Consider the following 4,495-nt stretch of genomic DNA (forward strand, 5'->3'; position numbering starts at 1 on the left):
CGGTTGGTGATTTGTGATTTTTGGCGATTGATCAGATCGCTCAACTCGGACTGAGTTCCCTCAAAGTGATCTACTATTTGGAACAGCTATTTAGCTTAAGCTCATAAGCAATTGACGATAATATGAAAGGCTAAGCCAAAATGTTAAAGGGCCGCGATATGGCCCTTTGTTAATGTTACTTTCTTCCGAGAAGAAAACCGAAAACCACACCAACCGCCGCCGCGATCGCAACACCGGCCAGTGGGTTAGACTCAACATGATTACGCACCGTATCAGCCGTATCACGGACAGCATAGCCTGCTTGCGAGGCGTATTTACGCGCGGCGCCTTTTAATTCATGTTCAGGTGAGTCAGCCAATTCACCATATGCTTCTTGCGTTGCCCCGGCCACTTCTTTTGCTTTGTCTTCAGCTTTACCAAACATTTTGTCTCCTTGATTGTTGCATGCCTGAAGTAAGGATAGCAGAGGGGCAGAAAAACATCGGAAGATAGCGGGTGTTTACGCTTTCGGTTATCCATTTACCCAGTTTTTTACTCGAAGTGCCGGTACATGTTCAAACTCACGGACACTATTGGTTATCAGTATCAATCCAGATGCGCTGCGTGGCCTGTCGGCATGACATCATAGGGGACGACCAGCTTTCTATTTTTTGCCAGGAAGTCAGACGTTACATTTACTCCTTCAGACCAGCTATCCCAGCTTTCTCCTGTCGGCGTAATAATTCGTATACGGCCAATGACGATGATGTCTACGTGTTTGACATCATCTGTTGCGCAACTGCTTTTGGAAGACGCGCTGCCTTACTGAGATTTTTTTTGAATACTGTAATTTTATCCATCGTGTTCTCCTGCATAAATTTCACCCTGTTGTTAGCATAAAATGTTTTGGGATATGCCAATGGGATATACGCTGGACGAGTTTGTACTGAAATACTGAACCCATGTAATTTAACGAACTATGGTGGCTGCGAGTCAGTGAGTTTTTGCTGCGTCAGTACAATAATATGTAGTAGCATTCAGCCCATTACTAACAAAAACGGTGCCGTTCAAAATCCTTTTTCTTTAATTTAAGTTTTTTAGGATAATAATCAAAGAGCTATGATGGCCAAAAATTCTCTCCAAAATGATATTCTCCGTGCCTGGCAGCGTATTGAGTTTTTCCAGCCCTATGCGCTTGAAGAAAAAAAGAAGAGTTTGCGAATCCCGCTTAACAAGATCAATCAGTGTGGGGATAACCTGTTGCCCTGGCTGTCTGCAGATCTACGTGAACAGTATGAAATCCCGACAAAAGCGTCATACAGCGTTCATATCGGTTTATTTGATAAAAAGATAGCCAGCACTATTAGCGAGGATGTATTTGGTCCCGATGAGGGGCTCGATGCAGAAGAGCGAGAGCAACGGTTGGATCAGGAAGGAATAACCTGTTTTGCCAAAGTACTGCTTAATTCAGAGGGTGTTCCAGCCTTGGAAAAACTATCGGTGAGTTCGCTTCCCTGGGCGCTCGGCCACCTAAAAGAAAAACGTTTTCAGTCGATTAACTCTGACACTTTCTCAGCGGAATGTGAGCGTCTCGCTAATACGCTCAGGAATTTCAGTGCTACGTTAAAGCCGGTACGCGAGAAGGGCCCTGGTGTATTAAAGGCTGATGATATTTTAATGTTGCTCACTACGCATTTAGTGGCCTGGGCGGATTTTGCGCCACAGTGGGAATACGTTTTATAAATCGACTGGTTTAAGGGGGGCGATAGCAGTTCGGAAACGTTTTCAGAAGAAGAGGACGAAATTGAAGAAGAAGTGAGCGACAGCGATAAGGAATTAGCGCTGCCAATCTTGAACAGTTTCTTTTTTGAGGATATTGAACATGCTATTGCGGCGTTAAAACGCGAGGACAGATGTAAGGCGCTTAGAACCTATCTTTCCCGCAGTGTTCCCTCTACCGCTAATCTATATTCACAAGATGGGCTTAGTGCAATCATCGATAAATTGCATCCGACTAACATGCCGCATGGACGCTGGCCTTCCGAACCCGAACATGCCATGTCGTTAATGCAGCAGTTTGCGATTAATACAGCGATAGATGAGCTGACTGATGGTGGGGTGCTGTCCGTCAATGGCCCGCCAGGTTCGGGTAAAACAACGCTGCTGCGTGATTTGGTGGCACACAATATTGTTGAACGTGCGAAGGCGCTGTCTTGTTTCAAAAAGGTTGATGATACGCTGGATAGTGACGGCTTTATTGTACAGTCGCTCACCGGTTTTGAAATGGTTGTCGCGTCATCCAATAACTCTGCGGTGGAAAACATCTCAAAAGAGCTACCGCAAAAGAAATCACTGGCTAAAGAATTTCGCTCGCTTAACTATTTAGCGCCAACGGCAAATCAGATAGCGGCAGAGTATCGACCAAAGCGTGAACATAAAAAAGATAAAAACGGTGAGGGAAAGGAGCGAGATTATCATCTTTTTAAACCTCTGGAAGACGATAAGCGGTGTTGGGGTGTGATTTCCGCTGCGCTGGGGAAGAAAGCAAATCGGACCAAATTTGCGCAACGGTTACTCATTGACGAGCATTTTCTACGTAAAACTCCAGCTGAAGCCTTTCGCCCTGACAATGAGGATTTTCTCAGCTTGTGGCGCTGGAAGCACCATCATTCGCCGCTCTCTTTTGTGGCGGCGAAAGAAAACTTCCTCCAGTGTTTGAAACAAACTGAAACGTTACAACAGCGATTAATCACCTTTGCCGCTCTGCTCGGCAAACGACCTGACGGTTCCCTTGATGCTTTATTACTAACGTTGGCTAAAATCGAAAAGCGCCATGCGGCGCATCTCGCCACGCTGAAACTCGCCGAAGCGCAACGGGATGCAGTGGAAAAACAAATTCAGCACGTGGAACAACAGCAAAAAATCGTCGAAAGTCGCGCACCAGGTTGGATCACCCGTTTAATAAGACGCAAGCAGGTAGCTGACTACGAGAATGCGTTACATATAATAAAACTCGAACTGTTAAGGCTGACAGGCGAGCAAGCAGAGTTTGCTCAGGACGTAGCGGAACAACTCAAGTGTTGTAATGATATTGAGCACAAAAAACGAGGTATCGAGCAGGATATTGCCGACATTACCCAACAGCAGAAGAATGACCAGGACAGTTTGCAAACACTGCAAGAACAATTCCCCGATATCGCGTTGCCAGATATCAATCTGCCAATTGATGATGCAGCATTACAACGTACTGCGTTCTGGCAGAACACACAGATAAACCGTCAACGTTCCGCATTATTCATCGCCGCGATGGAACTGCATCAGGCCTGGCTTTATGAAGCAATGGGAATCACTCGTTTTAGACGTATTGTATGTGGTTTTTATCATTTTCTGGCACAACCCCATACTGAAATGACGCCCTTACGCTGGTGGCAAACGCTGTTTATGATTGTACCGGTACTTTCAACTACGTTTGCTTCAGTCGGACGTATGTTCAAAGGAGTGAAAAGCGAAGAACTGGGCTGGTTAATGATCGATGAGGCTGGTCAGGCGCCACCACAGCAGGCGGTTGGCGGGATCTGGCGTGCCAAACGAGTATTAGTGGTTGGCGATCCCTTACAGATTGAACCCGTATTCACTACCTCTCCACCGTTGGTTGAACGCCTGTGTCAGGATGTATTACTGGAGCATGCTAAAGACTGGAATCCGGGGTTGCTCTCGGTGCAACAGGTTGCCGATCGCGTTAACTCATGGGGATGTGAATTGAAGATGATGAGCCTGCCGGTTTGGATTGGTATTCCTTTGTGGGTGCATCGCCGTTGTATTGAACCAATGTTCAGCCTGTCTAATGCGATGGCTTACAATGGCCGTATGATCCATGGGCTTGATGCTGACAAAATCTGTAGCCAGTCGGTAAATAACGTAATCGACAATCACTGGCTGGTTTCTGCGGGCGGGATAGGTGAAAAACAGTACCGCGACAGCCACGGCGACGATTTACTCAACCTATTAGATCGCTTACTGGCGGAGAACGTAGCGCTCGATTCAATTTATGCCATCACCCCGTTCAAAGCGGTTAAAGCAGCATTGTTGCAATTGGTTGAGCAGCGGGACATAAAGGCATGGCGGCAATATGCCCCGCTGATAAAGCGCAAAGATATTGATGACTGGCAAAAGAAATGTATCGGCACGGTACATACTTTTCAGGGTAAAGAGAATGATATTGTCATCTTTGTGCTGGGGTGTGATGAAAATAATGATGGCGGCGCGAAATGGGCGGCGAGCAAACCTAATCTATTGAATGTTGCCCTTACCCGTGCGAAAAAACATATTTTCGTAATTGGTAACTCTGCGGTTTGGCATGGATTACCTTGGTTTCGGGATTTGGCAAAAGTGTTACCGACGCAACTGTGAACCGCGCGTGTAGTGGAATACTGAATTTGGCCACCTGAACAGAGGTGATATGCTCACCTCAGAACAACACAGGTGCTCCAATGAAAAAAAGAAATTTTAGTGCAGA

1 protein-coding gene and 2 pseudogenes are annotated in these 4,495 nt (G+C 46.2%); 1 reads left to right on the forward strand and 2 read right to left on the reverse strand.

The genetic code is table 11. From position 1 onward, the window contains the following. Positions 1-175: 175 nt before the first annotated feature. Positions 176-424 (reverse strand): glycine zipper domain-containing protein, encoded by a 249-nt coding sequence (locus DES54_RS18240; protein WP_113869768.1) that lies wholly within the window; start codon positions 422-424, stop codon positions 176-178. A gap of 161 nt (positions 425-585) precedes the next feature. After that, positions 586-839: pseudogene (gene vapB, locus DES54_RS18245) on the reverse strand (type II toxin-antitoxin system VapB family antitoxin). Positions 840-1,101: 262 nt separating this feature from the next. Between vapB and DES54_RS18250 the strand changes: the two are divergent. Beyond that, positions 1,102-4,389: pseudogene (locus DES54_RS18250) on the forward strand (DEAD/DEAH box helicase). Positions 4,390-4,495 lie beyond the last annotated feature (106 nt).

This window comes from Brenneria salicis ATCC 15712 = DSM 30166 (assembly GCF_003315515.1).
GTDB classification, from domain to species: Bacteria; Pseudomonadota; Gammaproteobacteria; order Enterobacterales; family Enterobacteriaceae; genus Brenneria; species Brenneria salicis.

Bases quoted from the DNA above. Each gene is read 5' to 3' on its own strand.
- DES54_RS18240 (WP_113869768.1), bottom strand. From the start codon at position 424: ATGTTTGGTAAAGCTGAAGACAAAGCAAAAGAAGTGGCCGGGGCAACG.